Annotated in this window: 26 protein-coding genes; 10 read left to right on the top strand and 16 right to left on the bottom strand. The window is 66.7% G+C overall.

Annotation, left to right across the window (positions count from 1 at the left end; genetic code table 11):
* Nucleotides 1–149: 149 nt before the first annotated feature.
* Nucleotides 150–512: a hypothetical protein gene (locus tag M2333_RS09645; RefSeq protein WP_181558888.1), complete on the top strand. Its 363-nt coding sequence runs from the start codon at nucleotides 150–152 to the stop codon at nucleotides 510–512.
* A 35-nt stretch (nucleotides 513–547) separates the two neighbouring features.
* Here M2333_RS09645 and M2333_RS09640 read toward each other — a convergent pair whose 3' ends face one another.
* Nucleotides 548–1,315, bottom strand: coding sequence for a Crp/Fnr family transcriptional regulator (locus M2333_RS09640; RefSeq protein ID WP_264611609.1), 768 nt, complete (start codon nucleotides 1,313–1,315; stop codon nucleotides 548–550).
* 162 nt (nucleotides 1,316–1,477) lie between these two features.
* Between M2333_RS09640 and M2333_RS09635 the strand changes: the two genes are divergently transcribed.
* The 3 genes from M2333_RS09635 (at nucleotide 1,478) to M2333_RS09625 (ending at nucleotide 3,823) form a co-directional block, all read left to right on the top strand.
* The gene (locus tag M2333_RS09635) at nucleotides 1,478–1,852 is read left to right on the top strand and encodes a hypothetical protein (protein ID WP_264611608.1); all 375 of its coding nucleotides are present in this window, start codon (nucleotides 1,478–1,480) and stop codon (nucleotides 1,850–1,852) included.
* 121 nt (nucleotides 1,853–1,973) lie between these two features.
* Complete coding sequence (locus M2333_RS09630) at nucleotides 1,974–2,891, top strand: TauD/TfdA dioxygenase family protein (RefSeq protein WP_181558891.1); 918 nt, start codon at nucleotides 1,974–1,976, stop codon at nucleotides 2,889–2,891.
* A gap of 380 nt (nucleotides 2,892–3,271) precedes the next feature.
* Entirely contained in the window at nucleotides 3,272–3,823 is a 552-nt protein-coding gene (locus M2333_RS09625) for a hypothetical protein (RefSeq protein WP_181558892.1), read from the top strand.
* A gap of 875 nt (nucleotides 3,824–4,698) precedes the next feature.
* On the opposite strand, the gene smc is transcribed toward M2333_RS09625, so the two are convergent.
* The 4 genes from smc to M2333_RS09605 all read right to left on the bottom strand — a co-directional run bounded on the left by smc (nucleotide 4,699) and on the right by M2333_RS09605 (nucleotide 10,415).
* On the bottom strand, nucleotides 4,699–8,139 hold the full coding sequence (gene smc / locus M2333_RS09620; RefSeq protein WP_264611607.1) for a chromosome segregation protein SMC: 3,441 nt from the start codon (nucleotides 8,137–8,139) through the stop codon (nucleotides 4,699–4,701).
* Nucleotides 8,140–8,238: 99 nt separating this feature from the next.
* Nucleotides 8,239–8,976: a DsbA family protein gene (locus M2333_RS09615; RefSeq protein WP_264569618.1), complete on the bottom strand. Its 738-nt coding sequence runs from the start codon at nucleotides 8,974–8,976 to the stop codon at nucleotides 8,239–8,241.
* A 58-nt stretch (nucleotides 8,977–9,034) separates the two neighbouring features.
* Complete coding sequence (locus tag M2333_RS09610) at nucleotides 9,035–9,790, bottom strand: DsbA family protein (protein ID WP_264611606.1); 756 nt, start codon at nucleotides 9,788–9,790, stop codon at nucleotides 9,035–9,037.
* Nucleotides 9,791–9,818: 28 nt separating this feature from the next.
* Entirely contained in the window at nucleotides 9,819–10,415 is a 597-nt protein-coding gene (locus M2333_RS09605; protein ID WP_413714801.1) for a DUF721 domain-containing protein, read from the bottom strand.
* 26 nt (nucleotides 10,416–10,441) lie between these two features.
* Here M2333_RS09605 and mutY point away from each other — a divergent pair, with 26 nt between their 5' ends.
* A complete protein-coding gene (gene mutY / locus M2333_RS09600; RefSeq protein ID WP_413716487.1) occupies nucleotides 10,442–11,563 on the top strand; it encodes an A/G-specific adenine glycosylase in 1,122 nt (373 codons plus the stop codon).
* A complete protein-coding gene (gene nudC / locus M2333_RS09595; protein WP_264611604.1) occupies nucleotides 11,550–12,476 on the top strand; it encodes an NAD(+) diphosphatase in 927 nt (308 codons plus the stop codon). Before mutY ends, nudC begins: the two co-directional genes overlap by 14 nt.
* Here nudC and M2333_RS09590 read toward each other — a convergent pair.
* Together M2333_RS09590 and M2333_RS09585 are read right to left on the bottom strand one after the other, a co-directional pair.
* Nucleotides 12,473–12,646, bottom strand: a complete 174-nt coding sequence (locus M2333_RS09590) for a hypothetical protein (RefSeq protein ID WP_264611603.1) — start codon at nucleotides 12,644–12,646, stop codon at nucleotides 12,473–12,475. The genes nudC and M2333_RS09590 overlap by 4 nt on opposite strands.
* Nucleotides 12,647–12,679: 33 nt before the next feature.
* Complete coding sequence (locus tag M2333_RS09585; RefSeq protein ID WP_181558900.1) at nucleotides 12,680–13,192, bottom strand: hemerythrin domain-containing protein; 513 nt, start codon at nucleotides 13,190–13,192, stop codon at nucleotides 12,680–12,682.
* 199 nt (nucleotides 13,193–13,391) lie between these two features.
* On the opposite strand from M2333_RS09585, the gene M2333_RS09580 reads away from it, so the two are divergent.
* Both M2333_RS09580 and M2333_RS09575 read left to right on the top strand, forming a co-directional pair.
* Entirely contained in the window at nucleotides 13,392–14,735 is a 1,344-nt protein-coding gene (locus M2333_RS09580; RefSeq protein ID WP_264569624.1) for a TldD/PmbA family protein, read from the top strand.
* Nucleotides 14,722–15,546 (top strand): 3'(2'),5'-bisphosphate nucleotidase CysQ, encoded by an 825-nt coding sequence (locus M2333_RS09575; protein ID WP_264611602.1) that lies wholly within the window; start codon nucleotides 14,722–14,724, stop codon nucleotides 15,544–15,546. Before M2333_RS09580 ends, M2333_RS09575 begins: the two co-directional genes overlap by 14 nt.
* Nucleotides 15,547–15,571: 25 nt before the next feature.
* Here M2333_RS09575 and M2333_RS09570 read toward each other — a convergent pair whose 3' ends face one another.
* From M2333_RS09570 to crtY, 6 genes are read right to left on the bottom strand one after another with little or no spacing between them, the layout of a single operon-like run.
* Nucleotides 15,572–15,742, bottom strand: a complete 171-nt coding sequence (locus M2333_RS09570; protein ID WP_264569626.1) for a hypothetical protein — start codon at nucleotides 15,740–15,742, stop codon at nucleotides 15,572–15,574.
* A 57-nt stretch (nucleotides 15,743–15,799) separates the two neighbouring features.
* Nucleotides 15,800–16,765, bottom strand: a complete 966-nt coding sequence (locus tag M2333_RS09565; protein ID WP_264611601.1) for a phytoene/squalene synthase family protein — start codon at nucleotides 16,763–16,765, stop codon at nucleotides 15,800–15,802.
* 1 nt (nucleotide 16,766) lies between these two features.
* Nucleotides 16,767–17,165 carry an endonuclease domain-containing protein gene (locus M2333_RS09560; protein ID WP_264611600.1) on the bottom strand — a complete coding sequence of 133 codons (399 nt, stop codon included), beginning with the start codon at nucleotides 17,163–17,165 and terminating at the stop codon, nucleotides 16,767–16,769.
* A 53-nt stretch (nucleotides 17,166–17,218) separates the two neighbouring features.
* Nucleotides 17,219–17,809, bottom strand: a complete 591-nt coding sequence (locus M2333_RS09555; RefSeq protein ID WP_264586714.1) for a TIGR00730 family Rossman fold protein — start codon at nucleotides 17,807–17,809, stop codon at nucleotides 17,219–17,221.
* Nucleotides 17,806–19,284, bottom strand: coding sequence for a phytoene desaturase (locus M2333_RS09550; protein ID WP_181558906.1), 1,479 nt, complete (start codon nucleotides 19,282–19,284; stop codon nucleotides 17,806–17,808). The genes M2333_RS09555 and M2333_RS09550 overlap by 4 nt, the downstream gene beginning before the upstream one ends.
* Entirely contained in the window at nucleotides 19,281–20,444 is a 1,164-nt protein-coding gene (gene crtY / locus M2333_RS09545) for a lycopene beta-cyclase CrtY (RefSeq protein WP_264611599.1), read from the bottom strand. Before crtY ends, M2333_RS09550 begins: the two co-directional genes overlap by 4 nt.
* A gap of 164 nt (nucleotides 20,445–20,608) precedes the next feature.
* On the opposite strand from crtY, the gene M2333_RS09540 reads away from it, so the two are divergent.
* Together M2333_RS09540 and M2333_RS09535 are read left to right on the top strand one after the other, a co-directional pair.
* Complete coding sequence (locus tag M2333_RS09540) at nucleotides 20,609–21,406, top strand: sterol desaturase family protein (protein WP_264611598.1); 798 nt, start codon at nucleotides 20,609–20,611, stop codon at nucleotides 21,404–21,406.
* A complete protein-coding gene (locus M2333_RS09535) occupies nucleotides 21,403–21,954 on the top strand; it encodes a DUF2141 domain-containing protein (RefSeq protein WP_264611597.1) in 552 nt (183 codons plus the stop codon). The genes M2333_RS09540 and M2333_RS09535 overlap by 4 nt, the downstream gene beginning before the upstream one ends.
* Nucleotides 21,955–21,966: 12 nt before the next feature.
* Here the strand turns inward: M2333_RS09535 and M2333_RS09530 are convergent, their stop codons facing one another.
* From M2333_RS09530 to M2333_RS09520, 3 genes are read right to left on the bottom strand one after another with little or no spacing between them, the layout of a single operon-like run.
* The gene (locus M2333_RS09530; RefSeq protein ID WP_264569633.1) at nucleotides 21,967–22,533 is read right to left on the bottom strand and encodes a hypothetical protein; all 567 of its coding nucleotides are present in this window, start codon (nucleotides 22,531–22,533) and stop codon (nucleotides 21,967–21,969) included.
* A 14-nt stretch (nucleotides 22,534–22,547) separates the two neighbouring features.
* Entirely contained in the window at nucleotides 22,548–23,099 is a 552-nt protein-coding gene (locus M2333_RS09525; protein WP_264576392.1) for a demethoxyubiquinone hydroxylase family protein, read from the bottom strand.
* Nucleotides 23,096–23,587, bottom strand: a complete 492-nt coding sequence (locus tag M2333_RS09520) for a disulfide bond formation protein B (protein ID WP_264586719.1) — start codon at nucleotides 23,585–23,587, stop codon at nucleotides 23,096–23,098. Before M2333_RS09520 ends, M2333_RS09525 begins: the two co-directional genes overlap by 4 nt.
* Nucleotides 23,588–23,595: the final 8 nt, after the last annotated feature.

Genomic DNA, 23,595 nt, shown 5'->3' with positions numbered 1-23,595 from the left:
CAGAGGCACAGATAGGATCGCCCGAGGCCAGATGCGAGATGGCCCGACGGACATTCGCGCGATTGCGCGTGCATCGAGTCTTGATCTTAATCATTGTACCAGCAGGCCGTGGCGTGGAATGCCCGGCCCGACAGACGACGGAGAACGACATGACCCTGGCACGTTACGCACGACTGGCGACCCTTGCAGGCGCCGTGATGGTCTCAGCCACCGTCGCGCTGGCGCAGGACACCCCGCAGGAGCAGGAAGAGCGGCGTGTGCTCCATGCCGAGCAGGCAAAGCTGGCGGCGCAGCAGATGAGCGATTTCGAGGCGCAGAAGAAGGCCATTGCCGACGAGCAGGCCGCACGCGAACAGACCTATCGGGACGCGCTGGCGGCGCGGGATGCAGAAATCGCCGCAGAACAGGCGCAGGCCGCCGAGGCGCGGGCGAAGTGGGAAGCGGATGTCGCGGCCTGTCTGGCCGGCGACAAGACCAAATGCGCGCCACTTCCGCCGAAGACCAGAAAGTAGGAGGCCATCTCCTGCGCGACAGCTCCTGGCAAACGTTAGGGGCTGACGTTGTGGACCAGATGCTCAAGCTCGGCGGGGTCTGGATAGACGCCCGCCAGCACGTGATCGAAATGGGTGCGCACCATATCGTTGCATGAACAGGCGCGCTGACGCAGCCGATCCGCATCCAGCACGACGAGCGAGCCGCGCCGGGTCTGGACGAGCCCGTCGGTCTTGAAACTCTTGATCAGGCGGCTGGCATAGCTGCGCGCAATGCCGAGAAGGGACCCGAATTCCTCCTGCGTCATCATCACTTGATTGTTGCCGGTGCGATCGACAGCGGCCGTCAGCCATTTGGCCGCCCGCATCTCCAGGCTGTGGACGGCGTTACACGCGACCGACTGGAAAATCTGGGCGAGCAGACAGTCCGCATAGCGGCTGAGCAGATCGCGAATGGCGGGAGAACTCGCTTTCAGCGTCTCCAGCGTCGCAGAATCGAACCGGGCGAAATAGCCGCCATGCATTACGCAGGAGCGGGAATAGGCCGCTAGCCGCCCGCTGCTGACGATGCCACCCACAGCGCCCTCACGTCCGACCATCGCGATCTCGACCGACGAGCCGTCGTCCATCAGCACGTGGAATGTCGCGACCGCATCGCCAAGGGGGAAATAAGCGGCGACCACGGTATCGCCGGGGTCGTACAGGGTCGCGCCCGTCGGTAGCCGCACGACGCGCGCTACCTTGGCCATCAAGGCCAGATCGGCAGGGTTCAGCGCTGCCACCAGATTGTTATGATCGATGCCGGGCGAGACGATGTCGTGCATGCGATGCATAACGATCAGCCCCCGCCGCAGTTCCCGTCTATGTTCAAAAGTGAACAGACATCCATCAACTCACCGCGCATAGAGGCACCGCAGAGCCGCGTTCATGATAGTAAACGGGCCGCAAAGGGTCAGTAACAGGGGCAGGCCGGCGCCTCTCGTTGAATGTTCGAGGAACCGGGGATGCTGAATGTTCTTTTGCTTGAAGATGAAATGCTTATCGCGCTCGACCTTGAGTTGACGTTGCGCGAATTGGGGGCGGATGAAGTCTATCCCGTCTCCACAGTGAGCCAGGCGATTACAGCTCTGGAAAGCGGCAATATCACCGGTGCAATCGTCGATTATAATCTCGGCGGCGAAACCTCGGAGCCGGTTTTGATGGAACTGGAGGCCCGCAATATCCCGTTCGTGGTGATGAGCGGCTATCCGGACAGCAGCTATCTGGGCGATGGCACCAGGGATTGGCCAATGCTTCCCAAGCCGGCGGGGCTGAGCGCTCTGCGCGAGGTTCTTGCCAGCATGAAAGCCTCGAAAAGCTAGGCGGAACGCGCTATCGCCGTGACGCGAGGCTGGCGAAGCAGGGCGCATTCCGAGCGTGGCTAATACTTGACCATGCTAATGATTGTGCTACTATCGGCCTCCTCAGGAGCAGGATAGACTGATGACGATCACGGCCACCCCCATCACCCCCCGTTTCGGCGCCGAAATTTCCGGCGTGGACATCAGCAAGCCGCTCGATGCGGATACGATCGCCGAGCTGATCGCTCAGCAGGATCGCTGGGGCGTGACCGTCTACCGGAACACCGGGCTGGACGATGAGGGGCAGATCGCCTTCGCGCGCAATTTCGGCCATCTGGAGAGCCTGCCGCCCCGCGAGGGCCGCCCGCGCATCTTCCTGTTCAACGCCGGCAATCTCAATGCGCAGGGCGAGATCAACTGGGATCCGGGCGCCACGACCTATCGCAAGGGCGATCAGATTTGGCACACGGACAGCAGCTTCATGGACCTGCGCACGTCCTATTCCATGCTCCGCGCCGTGGAAGTGCCGCCGTCCGGCGGGCCGACCTGGTTTGCCGATGCACGCTCGGCCTATGACGACCTGCCGCAGGACGTGAAGGACAAGATCGAAAATCTGGAATGCGAGCATAGCCTCTGGTGGTCGCGCAAGCAGGGCGGTGCCGAGATCAGCCGCGAGGATATCGAGGCGCGTCACCGCCCGGTCCACAAGCTGGTGCATGTCCACAAGGGTTCGGGCCGCAAGATGATCTACGCCGGCGCGCACTGCTATCGCGTCGTCGGCTGGGGCTGGGAAGAGAGCCGCGAACTCATCGATTATCTCAACAACTTCGCGACGCAGGACCAATATGCCATCAGCGTCGATTACGCCGTTGGCGACATGGTGATCTGGGACAATCTCGCGGTGTTCCACAAGGGCGGCCAGTTCGACTGGAACGAGCGTCGCGACATGCGCCGCGCCACCGTGCGGGAAGCGCCGGCACCCGAGGTCGAGGACGATCCGTTCGGCGAGCTGTTCCGGACTGCGCCCCCGATTTCGCCCAAGGGCGCCGCGGCGGCTTGATCCTGACTTTGCAGGCTTTCCCGCAGCCGTGGGCATTCGTCGCATGCATCGGTCTGCTTGCCTTGTGGCGCCAAGCGGCTACTATCGGGGGAACGAGGGCAAAGAAACACAGGCCGGTGGCTGGCGGGGACCGCGACCGGACTCGGCTTTCTTCGTTTAATGTTGCGCTGCAACATCATTTGTTTGACGGATGCTTCGTCAAATAGCTACAGAATTACAACGGCTTTGCGAATTTTCCGGCAAACTGAATGCCGCTCAGGAAAATTCCTGTTGCGTCGCACAAGATAATCTGATTCCATGTGAACGTTGCACAACGGAGGCTTAAGCTGCCGGTAACCAGGCAGGGCATAGTCTCCGAAACGTAAATGATGGAGGCAGCATTGGGTCAGCATTCCAAGCCGACTGACGGGGCCGTAACCCTCGCGGAACTGCGCGAGTTCGCCTCCTTCCCGGCTGCAACGCAGCGTTACATCCGCCGCTCTCTCGATGTCGCCTTCCATCGCGGCGCGCCCATGGAAACCTGGGGACGCGACGTGGTCGAGGCGGCGAGCATCAAGGCGCAGAGCCGGCTCTATGGCAGGCTGGACGAGATCAAGGCGCGGGTGCCCGATGATAGCGGCCTGGATCAGGTCGAGCCGTTCATGGCACCACTGGTCACCGTCTCCGCCTTCGACCTTGGCCAGAACCGGCTGAACAGTTTCTCGGCCTATCGTTTCCTCTACGAGCGTCTCATCGGCGCAGGGTCGCGCCCCTGGCTGCCCGGCGCCTTCTGCGCCGCCGCCAGCCTGCCGCACCTCCACCCCGAACGCCGCCGGGCCCTGCTCCAGTCGATCAGCGAAGCCGCCGCCACGGCTGCGGGCTGGTCGAGCCGTGAGCCGAGCTTCTACCCGGAATGGGTAGAAAAGGTGGATGTGAGCAAGGAGCCGCATTGAGGGGATTGGCCAGGACCAAGTCGTTCCCAAATTGCGTGATGTGGTAATGCAGTCCATCGAACCGAGTCGATGGGGATTAAAATGGCCGAGCACGATCCACAGCAAATACCCTTGCCACCGGATTCCGAACCACCGCTAGTAATGGCAACTAGGGTGATCGACGCCCCCTTGGTATTCGTAGATGGACTTTATCACGCCCACACAGCCAATGGGGTTGTTAGGATGGCTTTCGCGCAACTGGCTGCGGAGCCATTGGGTACTCCAGAAGGAGACCGAGGCTATCAGTCACGCCATGCTGTGACGTTGGCACTACCCATTTCCCAGCTTCGCTCGATGGTCCAATACCTGAGTCAGTCCTTGGAAAATTGGGAGCAGGCCGGCCTTATTCCGCCGGAGGTCTGAGGTGGCGATAGAACCTCGGAGCGCTGGGAACCAAGGTCCTGTCAAGCCGAAACAGCCTACTTCTCTACAGACACCAAAACCGCGATCAACATCGACAAAAGTGCGCAACCATGGCGGGGTGCGAACAGTGAAGTGGTATTCTGTCAGTTCTCAAGAGCTGACTAGCTTAGCTGCTTTGCAAGGAATCGGAACATTATTCCTGTCGTTTAGCACATTTTTAGCCGGCGTTTGGCTTAGCACGAAACAAGGCTTGGCGATGGCCAAAGAAGGTGATCTGTCTGAGGCGACAAGTGCTACGTGGGCAACGATACAGTCTGTCAGCGGTTGGGGGGCCATTGTTTCATTGATCATTGGTGTTGTGTTTGTCGTCTGGAACGGGGTCACGGTCCGTCGGATTCGTGAAGAACACGAGCATAGTTGATGAGCTAACAATCATTCGACCGCTCGTTTGTTGCGCATAGCCCGCGTCCCTCTCACTCCGCCGCCAGCAAATTCTCAGCCGCCTGCAAGTCCACCGACACCAGCCGGCTCACACCCTGCTCGATCATCGTCACCCCGAACAGCCGGTGCATCCGGCTCATGGTGACAGCGTTGTGCGTGACGATCAGATAGCGGGTCGCGGTATCCTGCACCATCCGCTCCAACAGTCCGCAGAAGCGCTCGATATTGGCGTCATCCAGCGGCGCATCGACCTCGTCCAGCACGCAAATCGGTGCCGGATTGGTTAGAAAGAGCCCGAAAATAAGCGCCACTGCGGTGAGTGCCTGTTCGCCGCCCGAAAGCAGCGTCAGCGTCGTCAGCCGCTTACCTGGCGGCTGCGCGAGGATTTCAAGCCCGGCCTCCAGCGGATCATCGCTCTCGATCAGTTCCAGATGCGCGCTCCCGCCCTGGAAGAGCGTGCTGAACAGGCGCTGGAAATGACCGTTCACGGCCTCGAAGGCCGCTAGTAGCCGTTGCCGCCCCTCGCGGTTGAGATGGCCGATGGAGCCGCGCAGCTGGTTGATCGCGGTGGTCAGTTCCTCGCTTTCGGCGCGACTCCTGGTCTGCGTCTCCTCCAGCTCGGCCAGTTCCGAGGCGGCGACGAGGTTGACCGGGCCGATCCGTTCGCGGTCCAGCACCAGCTTGTCATAGCGGGCCTGCTCTTCGGAGGCGGCGACGACCTCCTCGCTCGCGAAGCCAAGCTTGCTCGGCAGCACGGGGGGCGGGCAGGAGAAGCGCTCGCCGCAGGCCTGGCCGATTTCCCGGCGGCGCGTGACGGCATGTTCGGCGCGCGCCTGCGCTCCGGCTCGCGCCTCGCGGGCGGTGGAGAGAGCCTCATTGGCATTGGCGAGCGCCTTTTCGGCGGTGGCCAATGTGGCCTCGGCTGCAGCTTCCTCGCTACGGCTGTGCTCGACGGCGGCCTGGTGGTCGCGAGCGGCCTGCGTCAGGGCATCGAGTTCCGTCGCCAGCGCTGCGGGCCGATCGCGCAGCCCGTCCAGTTCGGTCGCCTGCGCTTCGGCGCGGGTCTTCATCTCGGCGACGCGGCGCACGGCATCGCCAGCGCGCGCTTTCCAGCCCGCCACATCGCTGCGGATCGCCTTCACGCGCTCCTCATCGGCGGCCAGCGCCCGCTCGGCCATGGCCCGCTCGGCCTGCACCTGACCGATTGCGGCCCGGCACCGTTCCGCGCCGGACTTGAGCAGATCGACGCGCGCAGCGGTGTCGTCACCGGCCGGGAGCGCATCATGGGTAGCCTGCGCGCTCTCCAACTCGCGCTCGGCGGTGGTGAGATCGGCAGAGGCTTCCTGATGGCGCCGGTCGAGGTCCGCCCGCTGTCCGGCAAGGCGTTCCAGTGCGGTCGCCACTTCGCCGAGCGTGCGCTCCGCCCCGCGCAGGGCCGTGTCGGCAGCGCTCATCGCCTCGCGGGCAGCGCGCTCGTCGGTGCCGGCTTCGCGCAACGATGCCTCGGCGGCCGCCAAGGCCTGCTCGGCAGCGCTGACGGTGGCGGCGACGGCAGGCCGCTCCTGCTCGATGGCGGCGAGGCGGTTGATGCGGATCAGTCGCTCGGCTGCCGCGCCACCGCCTTCCTGCGCCACAAACCCGTCCCAGCGCCGCAATTGCCCGTCGCGCGTGACAAGGCGCTGGCCGACCGCAAGCGGCTGGCCATCATCCTGCTCGACCACGGCGATCTGCGCGAGGCGGCGGGCCAGCGCCTCGGGCGCGCGGACATGGGCAGCGAGCGGCGCGCATCCATTCGGCAAAGCAGGGTCGCGCGCATCGATAGCGGCGCCGCTCCAGCGTGCCAGACCCTGCGCCCCGAGCGCGGCTTGCAGATCATCGCCCAGCGCGGCGGCCAGCGCATGCTCATAGCCGGGGTCGACGCGCAGGGCGTCGATGGCGCGATCGCTACTGCCCTGCGTCTCCAGCCCGCGGGCCAGTGCCTTGGCTTCGCTATCCAGCGCGGCGACGGTGGCGCGGGCGGCGGCGAGCGCGCGCTGTTGCTCGCCGACAGCCTGCGTATGCGCCTCGCGCGCCTGCGCGGCGGCGGCGATGCGCGCCTCGGCATCGGTGCGGGCGGTGAGGGCATCGGCTTTGGCTTGCTCGGCCTCGGCTTGGCGGGTGGCGAGCGGCGCGGCATCGGGCAGGGCGGTGAGGGCCGAGGCGATCCGCTCGGCCTCGCTGCGGGCGCGGGCGAGCTTCTGCCGCGCGGCATTCAGGCCCGCCTCGGCGACACGCCGCTCGGCCTGCTCGCCGGCCAGTCGCGCCATGGCTTGCGCCAGCGCAACCTCGGCATCGCGGCTGGCCGTCTCGGCCTCCGCGAGACGCGTGACGAAGGCCGGCAGCGTCGTCTTCGCCGCCTTGATCCGCTCGGCGAGCGTCGCATCCTCGGCCTGCAGCGCCTCGATGGCACTGGCGGCATCGGCGGCCAGCGCGCCTTCGCGCTGCTGGTCTTCGCTCACGCGGGCGAGCTGGCCTTCCAGCTCGGCGATCCGGCGCAGCAGGGTATCGCGTTCGCCTGTCAGCCGCTCCAGCGCGAAGCGGGCCTCGGTCGCGGCCTCCCGGGCCTCGTTGGCGGCCGTGCGTGCGCGCGCCAGTGTCTCGATGGCGGCCTGCTGATGAGCGGCGGCGTCCAGCTGCGCCTCCTGCGCCACCCGCACCAGCGCCTCGGCCCTCTCCGCATCCTGCGCGGCACGGTCGGCTTCGGTCGCGGCCTCGCGATGGCGGGCGAAGAACACGCGGCCCTCGGCCAGCACGATCTTTTCGCTCAATTCCGTGTAGCGCTCGGCGGCCCGCGCTTGCCGACGGAGCGCATTGGCGCGCACGTCCATTTCGGCAAGGATTTCATCCAGCCGGGCGAGATTGGCCGCGCTCGCGCGCAATTTCTGCTCGGCATCCTTGCGGCGCACATGCAGGCCGGCGATGCCCGCCGCTTCTTCCAGCATCGCGCGGCGCTCGGCGGGCTTGGCGGCGATGACGGCGGCGATCTTGCCCTGGCTGACCAGTGCCGGGCTGTGCGGACCGGTGGCGGCATCGGCGAAGAGCAGCGCGACATCCTTGGCGCGCACGTCCCGCCCGTTGGCGCGATAGGCGCTGCCCGCGCCGCGCTCGATGCGCCGCATGACTTCCAGCTCGCCATCGCTGGCCATGTCGATCGCCGGCAACACAGTGCCAGGCGGCACGCTGGCGAACAGGCCGACTTCCGCGAAATCGCGCGCCGGGCGAGTGGCGGTGCCGGCGAAGATCACATCGTCCATGCCGCCGCCGCGCATGGATTTGGGGCTGGATTCGCCCATCACCCAGCGGATGGCCTCCAGCAGATTGGATTTGCCGCAGCCATTCGGCCCGACAATGCCGGTCAGCCCCGGCTCGATCCGCAGCTCGGTCGGCTCGACGAAGCTCTTGAAGCCGGTCAGCTTGAGGCGGCGAATCTGCATGGCTTAGCGGGCAGGGCGGCCCAGCCGGACTGACCCAGCCTGCGAGGCGGTGCGCCGTCCGACGCCCGCTCCGATGCTATGGCCCCCCAGCCTCGCCAATCAGGCGCCTGCGTTCTTCAGCTGCTCGACGAGCTGCGGCCAGGTCGACACATTGTCGAGCTTGCTGCCGTTCATGATGAAGCTCGGCGTGCCGGTGATGGAATATTGCGCCGTGTCGCGCTCCACATTCGCGGCGAGCGTTTCGGCGGTCTTGGGGTCGGCAAGGCACTGGCGGGCCTTGGCCTCGGGCACGCCGCGCTCCATGGCGAACTCGATCAGCCCGGCAGCCTCGGCCATGCGCTGGAAGCGCTGATCCGGCGCCGCCGACATCGCGTTCTTGTAAGCGTCCTCGCCGGCGGACTGGAGCTTCTCGATGATCGCCTGCTGGTTGGTGAAGAACTGGTGGGTCAGCGGGAAGAAGGCTTCCGGGCCGGTGCAGCGGGCGAGCATCGCCATGCTGATGTCCAGCGGGTTCATCACGAAGTTGCGGAACTCGAAGCTCACCTTGCCCGTGTTCACATAATCGCGCTCGAGCACATCCTTGGATTCCTCGGAGAAGTGCGCGCAGTGCGGGCAGGTGTTGGATGCGAACTCGATGATCTTGATCGGCGCATCCGGGTTGCCCATGCGGATGCCGCCCTCGGGCGTCGCGACGACCTGCTGCGCCCACGTTGTTCCCGCCGGGGCGGCCTTGCCCTCCACCTTGCCGATGGGCGCGCTCGAGTTGCTGTCCTGAGAGCCGCAGGCAGCGAGAGCCAGCAGAGCGAGGGCGAGCGGGGCGGTAGCAAGGCGTTTCATGGGACGGATGGGCCTCATCGATCGGGGGACGGAAAGTGGCTGTGCGGGCCGGTCTAGCTCACTTGCCGGACGCGGGCAATGGCGGCAGAAGGGGGCGCAGCGCGTCCCACGTATGCACGTTCTCCAGCGGTTTGCCGTTGAGCAGGAAGAAGGGCGTGCCGGTGAATTCCTTGAAGGTGCCGGCGCTGGAGGTCAGTCCGAGCACCGTCTTGAGCATCGCCTCGTCGGCCAGGCATTTGCCCTGCGCCGCTGGCGTCAGGCCGCGCTTGGCGAGGAGCGGGCCAAGGCCGGTGCCCCCGGCAATGGCGGTCAACTGCGCGGCGCGATTGGCGGCCGGCGGCTTGCCTTCCTGCGCCTGGGCAAAGCTCAGCGCGCGAGTCATCCAGGCCTGATAATCGGCGAACATCGCCTCATGATTGCCAACGAACCGCGTCGCGCCGCCGCAGCGTGCGAGCAGCGCCGCCGTCAGGTCGAAGGGATCGCGCACGAAATTGCGCAGCTCCAGCGAGACGAGGCCGCGCCGGATCCACTGGGCCTTGAGCACGGGCGTTCCGGTCGCCTGAAAATCCGCGCAATGCGAGCAGGTGTAGCTCAGATATTCGACCAGCTTGGTGGGCGCCGCCGGATTGCCGATCACGAAGGCGCCGTTCGCACCCAGCGTTACGGTCTGGCTCCAGTCGCGCGTCGCGCTGCGCTGCGCACTGGCGGGGGCTGGCAGCAGCAGGGCGAGGGCAAGCGTCAGCGCCGCAAGGCATAGGGCACCCAGTGCGGCGATCTGTCGGGAGACGGACGAAGCTGGCGAGATAACGGTCATGGGCATGGTCCCGTGGTGGAAATTTGGCTTAGCTGATCTTGGGGGGGCGCACAGGGTTGGAGAAGCTGCGCGCCATTGATTCGAGCACGGTGCGCAATTCCGGGTCGCTCACTTCGCGCAGGCCCTCGCCCAGCTCCTGAGGGATCGGGCGCAGCATCGTGGGCGGCGGGCGATGCACTGGCTCGCGCGGGATGACCTGGCCCTGCTTGATGGCGACGCGGGAGACGGCCTCATAGCCGAAGAAGCGGTTCACCCGCTCGATGATCTCCGGCACGATATGCTGGACCATCGGCGCATGGCCGCTGGCGACCGTCAGCTGCAGCGTCCCGCCCGAGCGCTTGCCGGTCGGGAAGCGGATCGAGTCGGGGCTGGTCAGTTCGGCATAGCGCTTGCCGACAATCTCGGCCCAGCGCGTGACGATGCTCGACTGGATGAAGCCGAACTTGCGGAAGGCGGCCCGGCCAATGTCCGGCATGAGATCGGAAATCGCCCGGGGCGCATTGATTCGCGGCCGTTCCTGCGGCGGCATCTCGGCCTTGCCGGCCCCATTGGCCTTGCGCGCGGCCGGGCGTTTGGCCCGGCTGGCCTTTGTGGGCGCCTGCGCATCTGGGGTGGCTTCTGTCATGGCTGCGTCCATGCCATAGGCACGCCATGGCCGTCGATGGATTAATCGCAACGCGGGGGATGGAAGAGGCGGTCGCTCCGGCGTTGCTGGCGCATTATCGCCGCCATGCCCGCTCGCTGCCCTGGCGCAGCCCGCCCGGCGCGTCCCCGCCGGCCCCGTACCGCGTCTGGCTCTCGGAAATCATGCTCCAGCAGACGACGGTGGCGGCCGTCGCGCCTTATTATGAGCGCTTTGTGGCGCGCTGGCCCACGGTCGAGGCGCTGGCGGCTGCGGAGGATGGCGATCTGATGGCCGCTTGGGCAGGTCTTGGCTATTATGCCCGCGCCCGCAATCTGCTGGCCTGCGCGCGCTATGTCGCAGGGGCGCTGGGCGGGCGTTTCCCCTCGGACGAAGCGGGATTGCGTGCGCTGCCGGGAGTCGGGGCCTATACGGCGGCGGCCGTCGCTGCCATCGCCTTCGAGCAGCGCGCCGTCGTGGTGGATGGCAATGTCGAGCGCGTGGTGAGCCGGCTGTTCGCGGTGGAGACGCCGCTGCCGGCCGCAAAGCCGATCCTGCGCGCGCTGGCCGACCGCATCACGCCGCAGGATCATGCAGGCGATTTCGCGCAGGCCATGATGGATCTGGGCGCGACGGTTTGCACCCCGCGCAATCCCGCCTGCCTCGCCTGTCCGCTCTCGGAGCTTTGTGCCGCGCGGGCGACGGGCGATCCGGCGCGCTATCCGCTCAAGGCCGCGAAGAAGGCGCGCCCGACGCGCAGCGGCACCGCCTGGTGGGTGGAGGCCGGCGATGCGGTGTGGCTGGTCCGGCGGCCGGACAAGGGCCTGCTCGGCGGGATGCTCGCGCTCCCCACCAGCGACTGGATCGAGGCGCCAGAGGCTCTGCCGCTTGCGCCGCTGGCGGGCGGGTGGCGCGTGCTCAACCAGCCGGTGCGCCATGTGTTCACGCATTTCGCGCTCGACCTGCGCGTGGCCATGCTGCGGATCGAGGATGAGACTGACCCTGCCGCGCTTGCCAGCGCCCTGGGGCCGGGCCAATTGTGGCCCCTCGACACGCTGGCCGATGCGGGGCTGCCCACCGTCTTTGCCCGGGCGGCGCAAGCGGCACTGGACGCCAGAGAGCAGGAGAATGCGCATCATGACCCGGCCTGATCTGCCCGCGCGGCAGGCAATCACCTTCACCGGCGGCACGCTCGACCGCGCCGATCAGCTGCGCGCGCACCCCGACCGGCTGGCCGGGGCCTGGGCCGATCCGCGCGCGCGCATCGTGCAACTCGATGGGCTGGACCCGGTGATCGAGGCAGACGGGACGCTCGCCAGCGAGCCGGTGACGCCCGGCGCGGTGCTGGCCGACCACGCCCTGCTCGGGCTGCGCGAGGATGGCACGCCGGTCTTTGTGTCGCTGCTTGTCGAGCACAGCGTCGAGCCCCCGAGCTTTCCCGCCAAGGTGTGGGACATCATCCCGCAGCTCACCATGGCCGAAGCCGCGCATTATGCGGCGGCGCGCAGCCTGGTGGACTGGCATGATCGCCACCGTTTCTGCGCACGCTGCGGCGGCGATACCCATCCGATCAAGGCCGGATGGGCGCGCCGGTGCAGCCGGTGCAGCGCGGAGCATTTTCCGCGCACCGATCCGGTGGTCATCATGCTGGCGGAATATCGCGGCAAGGTGCTCATCGGGCGCAATCCGCGCTTTCCTGCCGGTCGCTTTTCCGCACTGGCCGGCTTTGTCGAGCCGGGCGAGACCATCGAGGAAGCGGTGCGGCGGGAGCTGTGGGAAGAATGCGGCGTGCGCACCGGGCAGGTCGACTATCTGTTCAGTCAGCCTTGGCCGTTCCCCTCCCAGCTCATGGTCGCCTGCATCGCGCAGGCCGATGATGACGCGTTGACGCTGGATGAGGAGGAAATCGCCGAGGCCATCTGGGTGAGCACTGATGATGTCAGGGCCGCTCTGGCCGGGGAGGAGGGCGCTAGGTTCCTGCCGCCATCCGCCATCGCGGTCGCCCATCACATGCTGCGCTACTGGTTGGAGAGCAGGCAGACGGAACAGCCGCCCGCTGCCTAATCGCGGTGCCGAAGCATCCAGTCGCCGGATTGCTCGCTTTGCGCCTGTCGCAAGGCCGCGTCTCGGCCCAATCCGCCAAAGCGCGGCAAAATGATGCCGAGGCGGGTGCGCTCGGCATCATTGAGGTGCGGCGCCGGCGCGGCGGCGTCCTTATCGGAAGGTTCGAACAATGAAAACGCCGCCGACATGCCGTTTCGTCCGGGTCAGACGGCCGAAACGCTGAGCGTGCGCGGTTCTGCCGGGGGCAGGCCTTCGCTCTTCGCCTGCGCCAGCAGCTCTTTCTTGCGGGCGAGCATCCGGTCGCGCAGCTCGACCAGGTCGACGTCGGTCTTGCGGCACTGGGCGAACATGCCCTTGGAGGGCTGTTCCTCCTCCTTGACGTGATGCTCGATCTCTTCCGAGAGCACCTTCACCTTGGCATCGTAGAAATCTTCCTGCGGAGAGCCGGCCTCGATCTCGTTGATCAGCACCTTGGCGCCGTCATGCTCGACATAGGCCTCATCCATGAGATCATCTTCGATCTTGCCGCGAAAGGCCGGATAGAAGATCTCTTCTTCCAGCATGGTGTGGATCTTGAGTTCGGTGCAGATTTCCCGGGCCAGCGATTCCTTGCGGCCGGCCGCATTGGCCTTTTCGAACTTCTCGAACAGATCCTCGACCGTGCGATGATCCGCTTTGAGCAGGGCAATCGCGTCGGTGAATGTTTCAGTCGCCATGAGATGCTCCTGTGGGTTGATGTTATCAACAAAAGGATCGGCAAGGCCTGGTGGTTCCCTATAAAAAATGTTGCTGTCCTCCGTTCGTCGCAAAGCGGAGCGGCTGGTCGGAAGGCACCTGACGCAGCCGCATTGCGTCGCCTCGCCGCGGGAGCTAAAGCGCGGCCTTTCATCAGACATCATTCGGACCGCGTCTTTCATGCTCAGCCTTAACGAAGCTCTCGATCGCGCCCGGTCGCTGGTCACCGCGGCCCGCAAGGCGGGCGCGGATGCGGCCGACGCCGTCTATGGCTGCGATGCCTCGTCCGGCGTGACGGTGCGGCTGGGCGCGCTGGAGGATGTCGAGCAATCCGAGTCCGAGCATTTCGGCCTGCGCGTGTTTGTCGGCCAACGCTCGGCCAGCGTCTCTTCATCGGACCTGACGCCCCGCACGCTCGAAACCCTGGTCGAGCGCGCCGTGGCCATGGCCCGCGAGGCGCCGGAAGATGCCTATGCGGGCCTCGCGCCCGAGCAGATGCTGATGCGGCGCCGGCTGCCCTCGCTCGATATCGAGGATGATGAGGAGCCGACGCCGGCCCAACTGCGCGAGAGGGCGCTGGCGGCGGAAGATTCGGCGCGCAGCGTGCTGGGCGTCACCAACAGCGAAGGCGCCGGTGCGGGCTTCTCCCGCGCGCAGGCGGCTCTGGCCACCAGCCACGGTTTTTCGGGCGCTTATGCCGGAACCAGCCATTCGCTTTACGCCAGCGTGCTGGCGGGTGAGGGCGCCGCGATGCAGCGGGACTTTGCCAGCCACAGTGCCCGGCATCTCGATGATCTGGAAGGGCCGGACAGCATCGGCCAGCGCGCCGGCGCGCGCGCGGTGTCGCGGCTCAATGCGCGCCGGGTGCCGAGCGGTACGATGCCAGTGATCTTCGATCCGCGCGTGGGCAACAGCCTGATCGGGCATCTGCTCGGCGCCATCGCCGGGCCATCGGTCACCCGCAAGGCGACGTTCCTGCTCGACAGCCTTGGCCAGCGCATTCTGCCCGAGGGGCTCAGCGTCATTGATGATCCGCTGCGCGAGCGGGGCCTGCGCTCGCGTCCGTTCGACGGCGAAGGGCTGCCAACTGGGCGGCGGCGCCTCATTGATGACGGCGTGCTGACCGGCTGGATGCTCGACAGCGCCTCGGCCCGCCAGCTCGGGCTCGATCCCACCGGCCATGCCACGCGGGGCGGCGGCTCGCCGGGGGTCGGCGCGAGCAATGTGCATCTGGAAGGCGGCACGGCCAGCGTGCGCGATCTGTTTGCGGACGTGAAGCGCGGCGTGTTCATCACCGAACTGATCGGCCAGGGCGTCAACGGCGTCACCGGCGATTACAGTCGGGGCGCCTCCGGCTTCCTGATCGAGAATGGCACGGTGAGCCACGCCGTGTCTGAAATCACCATCGCGGGCAATCTCAAGGAGATGTTCGGGCGGATCATCGCTGCGAACGATCTCACCTTCCGCCGCGCGATCAACGTGCCCACCCTGCGCATCGACGGGATGACCGTTGCCGGGGAGTGAGCCCCCCTCTCTGGATCTTCTGGCCGATATTCTGGCCATAGCCGACGCTGCCGGCCTGCTGGCCATGCGTTTCTGGGAAGCCGGCGCGCCCATGCACGGCCATTGGGAGAAGCGGCCCGGCGAGCCGGTGAGCGAAGCCGATCTCGCCGCCGATGCGCTGCTGCGCACACAGCTTGGCGCGCTTCTGCCCGACGCCGCCTGGCTCTCGGAGGAAAGCGCGGAGACGCCCGGACGCGCTGAGGCTCGGCGCGCGTGGATCATCGATCCGATCGACGGCACGCGCGATTTCGTGCGGGGCCGGGCGGGCTGGGCGGTCTCGGTCGCATTGGTGGAGGACGGCGTCCCGACCGTCGCGGTGCTGACCGCGCCGGCACGCAACGAGCGTTGGTGGGCGGTGCGCGGCGCCGGTGCCTGGCGGGAGCGCACGGGGGCACAGCCCGAGCGGCTCGCCGTGGGTGATCACGCCACGCTCTCGGGCGCGCGCGTGCCGCTCGATCATCTGGGCGGCATCGATATCGATTATCGCATGGTCGCCAAGCCCAACAGCATCGCGCTGCGCATGGCGATGGTGGCGGCCAATGAAGCCGATCTGGTAGCCGGCCTGCGACGCGGCGCGGAATGGGATCTGGCGGCCGCGACTCTCATCGCGCAGGAAGCCGGCGCCCGCGTTACCGATGCGCTGGGCGAACCCATCATCTTCAACAAGCCCGACCCCTATGTGACGGGGATGCTCTGCGCCGTTCCCGCCTTGCACGATGCGGGCCTTGGGCGGCTGCGCGCGCGGGCGCTCAGGCTGCTCAAACAGGGATGATGGGATTGTCTGGGCGCGGCTGCGCTCAGGCCTTGAGCCGCACGACCTGCCGCAGCCGCGATTCGCGCGCGAGGCTGAGATAGGCCTCGACCAGACGATCGTGCATCAGGCGCTGTGCGGGCTCCGCGGCGACTTGCGCCAGACGGCGATGTTCGTTGGCGCGGTTGCGATAATAAGCGTGACGTGACGGAATCATGCATGTCCTCCCGCCTGCCTCTTCAGCAGATCGCGCCCATGCAGAAATTGATCGGGATCAAGCCTGCGAAATGGGCGCGCTCTGGCGTGGCCGGTTCCAGAGCGATGGATCACGCGGCGCGGGCGGGTAGAGGCTCGTGCGCCGACCAGCCTGCGTGCCGGCGCGGAGCAGCCAGCCCAGTTTCTCCGCCTTGCTGGTGAACAGGCGCCGACGCAGCGCCTCCTGCGGGTCGGCGGCGACCTTCCGGGCAATGCCGCCATAAATGCCCGCGGCTGCCAGCACCGCCCATGCCGAGCGGAATGGCAGCGCCGGGGTGCCATGACGGGCACTGTCCTCATAGCGCGCCGCCATCGCCGCCACGCGCTCCGTGACCGCCGCGAGGGCCGGGCGCTGCTCCGCCGCCATCGGGTCCGCCGGGTCGATGCCAGCCTCGATGAGCCAGTCCGCGGGCAGATAGCAGCGCCCGCCTGCCGCATCCTCGGCCACATCGCGGGAGATATTGGCGAGCTGGAAGGCCAGCCCCAGATCGCAAGCGCGGTCCAGCGTCGACTCGTCATCGGGCGCGACGCCCATCACAATGGCCATCATGCAGCCGACCGCACCCGCGACATGGTAGCAATAGCGCAGCAGATCGTCCTCGGTCTGCGGTCGCCAGCCCTGCGCATCGAGCGCGAAGCCTTCGATGAGATCGTCCATATAGCGGTGCGGAATGGCACATTCCGCTGCGACCAGCGCCCCGCCGGCGAAGGCAGGATCGTCCAGCCCGGCCTGCCCCGCCAAAGCGCGCTCGGTCCGCGCGCGGATGTCCGCCAGCCGCGCCATCGGGTCGCCGGTCGCCTGCATGGTCCCGCCATGATCCTGCCCGTCGGCAATGTCATCGCAGGCGCGGCACCAACCATAGAGCAACCACGCCCGCTCGCGCGTCTCCCGGTCGAACAGCCGCGAGGCCGTGCGAAAGCTCTTCGACCCGCGCGCAATGCTCTCCTGCGCAAGACCGACGAGGGCAGGGCGTTGCTCCAACATTCTAGCCCCTCCCCTTCAGGGGAGGGGTTGGGGTGGGGGACGGCGCTGCCCAACGGGCTGGTGCTGAATTCAAACGCGTCAGTATTGCCTCCAGAACCTCGGTCGGATTGGTGCGCACGTCTTCGTTAGTGAACCGCAGAACGCGATGACCTTCCGCGGTTAACGCAGCATCCCTGCGCGCATCTTCTTCCGGATCGTGCGTATCGCCATCCACCTCGACGATCAGCTTTTTGGCGGGGCAAAAGAAATCCACAATGAACGGCCCCAGCACATGCTGCCGACGAAATTTGTGCCCGCCAAGCTGGGACCGACTCAGATGTCGCCAGAGAATGATCTCGCATGGCGTCGCCTCGTGCCGCATCGCTTTTGCGTGGATCAGAAGGCGTGGATCTTGCGTCACGGGCGCTCCCCACCCCAACCCCTCCCCTGAAGGGGAGGGGCTCATGTTTCCCCTCAAAGCCGGTCGACCTTCATCGCGAAGATCGTCTCATGGGGCGTGTAGGCGGCCATCGCGTCGAGCAGGTCGTCCAGCGTCTCGCGGGCGATGAGGATGTTGGCGTGGGGCGGGCGGATGAAGCCGGTTTCGATCATCTGGCGATTGAAGCCGATCAGCTGATCGTAGAAGCCGCCGGCGTTCAGCAGCCCGACCGGCTTGTCATGATAACCAAGCTGCGCCCAGCTCACGGCTTCCCACAGCTCGTCCATCGTGCCGACGCCGCCCGGCAGGGTCACGAACCCATCGGAAAGCGTGGTGAACAGCGCCTTGCGGCTGTGCATGTCCGGCACGACGTGCAGTTCGGTGAGGCCGCGATGGGCGACCTCGGCATTCACCAGCGCCTCGGGGATCACGCCGATCACTTCGCCGCCGGCGGCCAGCGCGGAATCCGCAATGGCGCCCATCAGCCCCACCTTGCCGCCACCATAGACGACGCCGATGCCGCGTCGGGCCAGCCCGGTGCCGACGGCGCGCGCGGTCTCCATGTAGATCGGGTCGGGTGGGGTGGCGGAGCCGCAATAGACGGCCAGCCGATTGAACGATGTCATGCCAGATCCTCGAGCATCAGGGCCGCCGTCGCGCGGGCCGAGCCGACGACGCCGGGAATGCCAGCGCCCGGATGTGTGCCGGCGCCGACAAAATAGAGATTGTTGATCACATCATCGCGATTGTGGGTGCGGAACCAGGCGCTCTGGGTGAGCAGCGGTTCCAGGCTGAAGGCGCTGCCCAGATGCGCGTTGAGATCATGGGTGAAGTCGCTCGGCGCATAGGAGAACTGCACCTTGATGCGCGAGCGGATGTCCGGGATCAGCCGCCGCTCGATCTCGTCGAGAATGCGCCCGGTGAGGATCGGCCCCACCTCGTTCCAGTCCACCGGCAGCTTGCCCTGATGCGGCACCGGCGCCAGCGCGTAGAAGGTCGAGTGGCCCGGCGGCGCCAGATCGGGGTCGGTGACGGTCGGGTGATGCAGGTACAGCGAGAAATCCTGCGAGAGCACGCCATGGTCGAAGATGTCGGTCAGCAGTTCCTTATAGCGCGGGCCGAACAGGATCATGTGGTGCGGGATGCCCGGCCAGGTCCCCTCGATGCCGAAGTGGACGACGAACAGGCTCGGGCTCCAGCGCTTGCGGAACAGCTTGGCGCCCTGCCGCTGGCCGCGCGGATGGTCGGCCAGCAGGTCGGCATAGCTGTGCATGATGTCCGCGTTGCTCGCCACCGCATCGGCCTCGATATGCAGGCCCGAGCGGGTCACCACGCCGGTCGCGCGATCGCCCACCGTCTCGATCTTGGCGACCGGATCGCCGAGGATCAGCGTGCCGCCCAGTCGCTCGAAATGCGTGACCATGCCGCGCACCAGCGCATGGGTGCCGCCCTTGGCGAACCAGACGCCGCCCTGCTTCTCCAGCTTGTGAATCAGCGCGTAGATGGCGCTGGTCGTCATCGGGTTGCCGCCGACCAGCAGCGTGTGGAAGCTCAGCGCCTGCCGCAGCTTCTCGTTCTTCACGAAGCTCGAAACCATGGAATAGACAGACCGCCACGCCTGATGCTGGGCGAGGTCCGGCGCGGCCTTGAGCATCGACTTGAAGTCGAGGAAGGCGACATGCCCCAGCTTCTCATAGCCCTCGCGATAGACCTCGGCGCTATAGGCGAGGAAGCGCTGGTAGCCAGCGATGTCGGCGGGATCGAGCTTGGCGATCTCGCGGTTGAGCGCGGCATCGTCATTGCCATAATCGAAGGTCGTGCCGTCCTGCCAGTGCAGGCGGTAGAAGGGGCTGACCGGCAGCAGCGTCACGTCCTGCGCCATATCATGGCCGGTCAAGCGCCAGAGCTGGGCAAGGCAATCCGGGTCAGTGATGACAGTCGGCCCGGCATCGAAGGTGAAGCCCTCCTTCTGCCACATATAGGCGCGGCCGCCGGGCAGCTCGCGCCCTTCGACGATGGTGGTGGCGATGCCCGCCGATTGCAGGCGCAGGCCGAGGGCAAGGCCGGCAAAACCGGCGCCGATGACGATGGCTGTCTTCATCCGCGTGTCGCTCCAAGGGCTGAAATGGCTCGGCTGACGGGAACAGGAGGCTTCCCGGTCAGAACGCGCAGCTTGTCGAAAAGGGTGCTCTGCCCGGCATAAAAGCGGGCGATGAGGGATGGGTCAAGCCGGTAGAAGCGCGCCAGCACCTGCCAGCGCTCCTGCGGCTCGGCGGCGCGGAAGAGCAGCCGCGAGAGCATCTGGTAATAAGCCTGGCCCCGCCAGTGCGCGGCGCCGCGCGCGCGCATCGCCTGATGCAGGGCCGGGCCGGAAAGATCGTCCATCGCCGCGATGGCGAGCGCGTTGCGCACCGCGTCCGGCAGCGAATAGCCGGTGAGTGCGTGGAAAAAGCCGCCGCGCAGTCCGGCCTTGGCGACGCCGGGGGACTCGGCCTCCCACAGCCGCGCGAAATCGCCGCCCATGCACACGGGCAGCACGCCGGTCTCGCTATGGCCGCGCGCCGCGCCCTCCCAGCCCTGCGCCTGGGCATAAGCCGCAATTCTCGCCGCGAGCAGGGGCTCATCCAGCTCCGGGGCATCGGCATAATAAGTGTCTTCGATGAACAGCTCGGTGGGGGAGAGGGGCAGGGTGTAGACGAAGCGATAGCCGTCCTGCTGATCGACGGTCGCGTCCATGATGATCGGTTCGGCAAGGCCGTGGGGGGTATGACACAGCCAACTCGCCCCGACGAATTTCTGATAGCCCAGCTCCAGCGCGCTCATGTCGCCCGGCCCGCGCGCATCGATGACGCCGCGCGCCTCGATCACGCGTCCATCGGCCAAAGTGACGCTGTTCGGGGTGAGTGCGGTTGCCGCCCGGTCGAACAGCAGGTCACCCTCCGGCATGGCGCGGTGCAGGCGCATCCCCAGCCGCTCGCTGGTCAGCGTCGCATAGCTGCTCGGCAGGCGCCGCTCCTGACCCGGGAAGCGCACGTCATAGCCGCCCCAGCCATGCACGATCAGCGGCTCGATCAGCCAGCGATCGGCGGGCGCGACATCCTCGGCAAAGCAGGACCAGAGCTGATTGCCGCCGGCGCGCGCGGCTTCCTCGATCACCACGACGCGCAGCTCAGGTCGCCGCGCGCGCAGGGCCAGCGCGATCAGGCTGCCGGCAAGGCCGCCGCCGACAATGGCCAGATCGATAGGTCGTGCGCCTGTCATCCGTGCAGCCCTAGCCGAGGGGGAGGCGCTTGGCTATCGGCCAGTGATGGGTGAACGATGCCCGAAGGGGCGGGGGAACTTATCTCTGCCCTGGGCGAGCGACCGGCGCGAACGCTTTACCGATTATCGTTTCCCTCGCGGGCGGGGCTCCCTATAGCATCGCCATGCAGCCCGCGATGCTGATCCTTGCGTCCATTCTGGCGATGTCCGGCATCATCGCGGTGCGTTACCTGCTTTCCAGTGGCGGGTTCGCGCTGGCGACCCGGATGACGCGCCCCGGCCATTATGCCGGGCTGCGCCGGCAGATCGGTGCGGAGATCCGCTGGTCGCTCCTTTCGGCGCTGATCTTCGGCCTGCCCGCAGGGATCGTCGCTTGGGGATGGCAGAGCCACGGCTGGACGCTGATCTACACCGATGTCGATGCCTATCCGCTCTGGTATCTGCCGATCTCCGTGCTGCTCTATCTCGCTGCGCACGATAGCTGGTTCTACTGGACGCACCGGCTACTGCACCGTCCGGCCTGGTTTCGCGTCGCCCATGCCGTGCATCACGCCAGCCGGCCGCCCACGGCCTGGGCGGCGATGAGCTTCCATCCGTGGGAAGCGGTGACCGGCGCGGTCGTCATCCCGTTCCTCGTCTTCGTCATCCCCATTCATGTTGCGGCACTGGGGGTGGTGCTAACGGTGATGACTGTCATGGGCGTCACCAATCATATGGGCTGGGAGATGTTCCCGCGCTGGCTGGTCAACGGCCCGGCCGGGCGCTGGCTGATCACCGCGTCTCACCATGAGAAGCATCATGAGCAATATCGCTGCAATTACGGCCTCTATTTCCGCGTGTGGGACCGGCTGTGCGGCACGGATCGCGGCCTGTCTCCCCGGTTCGCGCCGACGCTGGAGGGAAGCTCCGCCGCTATGCCGCACAATGATGACCCCGCACCGGCAAGGGATAATGCTGCATGATGTTCTTTGACGGTGCCGACCATGGTCTGGCGCGTCGTGTCGCACGGCCGCTGATGCTGACCGGCCTGCTGTTCTCGCTCGGCGCGCCGACCCTGGCGCTGGGTGAAGATGGCGCGGCCACCGTGCGCACCGCCGATGCGGTCGTTCCGGCAGCGGCGGGCCTTGCACCGGCCACGGGCCAGATCGACGTGCGGTTCGAGGGCTTGCGCTCCACTCGCGGCATGTTGCGCGCCTGCCTGACCAAGGACCGCTCCCATTTCCCCAAATGCGAGAAGGATCCGCTCGCCCTAACGGCCAGCGTTGCGGCGGGCGACCATGCCGAACTTCTGTTCGCACGCGTGCCGCCCGGCGACTATGCGCTGCTCGTCTTCCACGATGAGAACAGCAACAGCCGGCTGGACACGATGCTGGGCATCCCGCGCGAGGGGGTCGGCTTTTCGCGCAACCCCCGGCTGCGCTTCGGCGCGCCGGGCTTTGAGTCCGTCGTCCTCACCGTCACCCCCGGCGCGGCGAAGCGGACGGCGGTGAAGCTGCAATATTTCCTGTAACGCCTCGCGCGATCAGGGCGTAACGGTCGGGCCCTGCTGCTGCGCCTCACGCTGCGCCTTGAGCCGCGCGGCCTCCTCATCGGCCTTGGCCTGTGCTTCGATCTGTGCGGATTCCGCATCGAGATTGCCGAGCCGCTCCTCGCGCGCCTTGGCGACGGCATCGGCCCAGGTGCCGGAACCGAGCATTTTCTGGCGCTCCTCGCGCGCCGCGCGCGCGATCTGTGTGAAGCAGCCGGTGAAGCCAGCCGAGCCGGTGGGCGAGCAACTGTCGGTCCCAGACGCGCCGACATATTCGATCGAGCGGGCGCGATTGGCCCAGCTTTGCACGGCCGGGCTGTTGGGATCGGTGCGCAGTTCCTTGGGGATGCGGTAGCGATCATTGTCGGGCATCCGCGCACAGACGACGATCTCGTCGCCCTCGCTCGCCGGGCACGGGTCTTCGCCATAGACGAACACCTGCTTCACCTTCGCGACATCCTCCGGCCCGGCGGCGGCAGCGGGAGCGGCCGGGGCGGCCTGCGCGAAGGCAGGGACCGCAAGAGCGAGGCTGAGGGGGAGTGCAAGGACGAGGGCACGCATCGACAGGTTCCTTCTTAAATCCGCTTCGAGAGGGCAATGGCAGCGCGGCAGCCAAGCCGGATTGCCCCGAAAAGCAAGGGATAGGCAGGCGCGGATTCTGCGCCATGGGCAATCGCGGCATCGCGATGCTCGACTTCTTCGGCCTGGAAGTCCGTGATCGCTTCGGTCAGCGCCGGGTCATCCTCGCCGATCTCCTTGAGCTGCTGCCCGTAATGATCGTCGATCTCGGTCTCGATGGCGGCGGTGCAGGCCATCGCCGCGCGCGGGCCGATGAGCGCGGTCGCGGCGCCGAGCGCGAAGCCGGCGACATGCCAGAAGGGCTGCATCAGCGTGGGGCGCACGCCGCGTTCCACCATCATCGCGTCGAAATGCGCGCGGTGCCGCTCTTCCTGCGCCGCCATACCGGCAATCTCGCGGCTGATCGGATGACGGTCGCCCAGCACGGCGAGCTGGCCGGCATAAATCCGCACCGCGCCATATTCGCCGGCCTGATCGACCCGCAGCATCGAGGCGCGATCAGCACGGCGCTGGCCGGGACGGGGCGAGACGCGCGCGCTGTCGGTCATGACCGGCTCCATTTGAGGACCAGAACAAGGATCAGCAGCGCCCCGCCCAGCGAGAGGATCGCATTATAGCCAGCGAGCGAGATGCCGAACATCGACCAAGGCGCGACATCGCAGCGCACCAGCGTGGCCGACATGATCGAATCCAGCATCGACTGGCCCGAGGATGTGTCCATGGTCGCCGTGCAACTGGTCAGGCCCTGCCACCAGCCATATTCGACACCGGCGTGAAATGCGCCGATGGCGCCGCTGGTCGCGATGGCCAGCGCCGCGAGCATGGTGAACATCGCGCTCATCGGCGCGGTACGGCGCAGGGCAATCGCGGCAAGGGCAGCGATGATCGCGCCCAGATGCGGCCAGCGCTGCCACATGCACATTTCGCACGGAAACAGCCCGCCGACATGCTGCGAGAGCAGCGCGCCGCCCAGCAACAGGGTCGGCAGCATCACCGCCACGAACCGGGCGAGCGACAGGGAGGCGTCACGCGACATCGGTCTGC

The sequence above is a fragment of the Sphingobium sp. B11D3B genome (genome assembly GCF_025961735.1).
GTDB lineage: Bacteria > Pseudomonadota > Alphaproteobacteria > Sphingomonadales > Sphingomonadaceae > Sphingobium.
This window is presented reverse-complemented; position numbering and strand designations above follow the sequence as displayed.